Below are 211 nucleotides of genomic sequence, written 5' to 3' on the forward strand. Positions count from 1 at the left end.
AGGAAACGATTCTCCATAGAAAGGAGGTGATCCAGCCGCACCTTCCGATACGGCTACCTTGTTACGACTTCACCCCAATCATCTACCCCACCTTCGGCGGCTGGCCCCCTTGCGGGTTACCCCACCGACTTCGGGTGTTGTAAACTCTCGTGGTGTGACGGGCGGTGTGTACAAGACCCGGGAACGTATTCACCGCGGCATGCTGATCCGC

General features: G+C 58.3%; 1 rRNA gene. It reads right to left on the reverse strand.

Annotated features, from left to right (window positions below):
- Positions 1-19: 19 nt before the first annotated feature.
- Positions 20-211 (reverse strand): 16S ribosomal RNA (locus LCF57_RS16480); the annotation flags it as partial.

Source organism: Paenibacillus sp. BJ-4, assembly GCF_020404765.1.
Lineage (GTDB): Bacteria > Bacillota > Bacilli > Paenibacillales > Paenibacillaceae > Paenibacillus.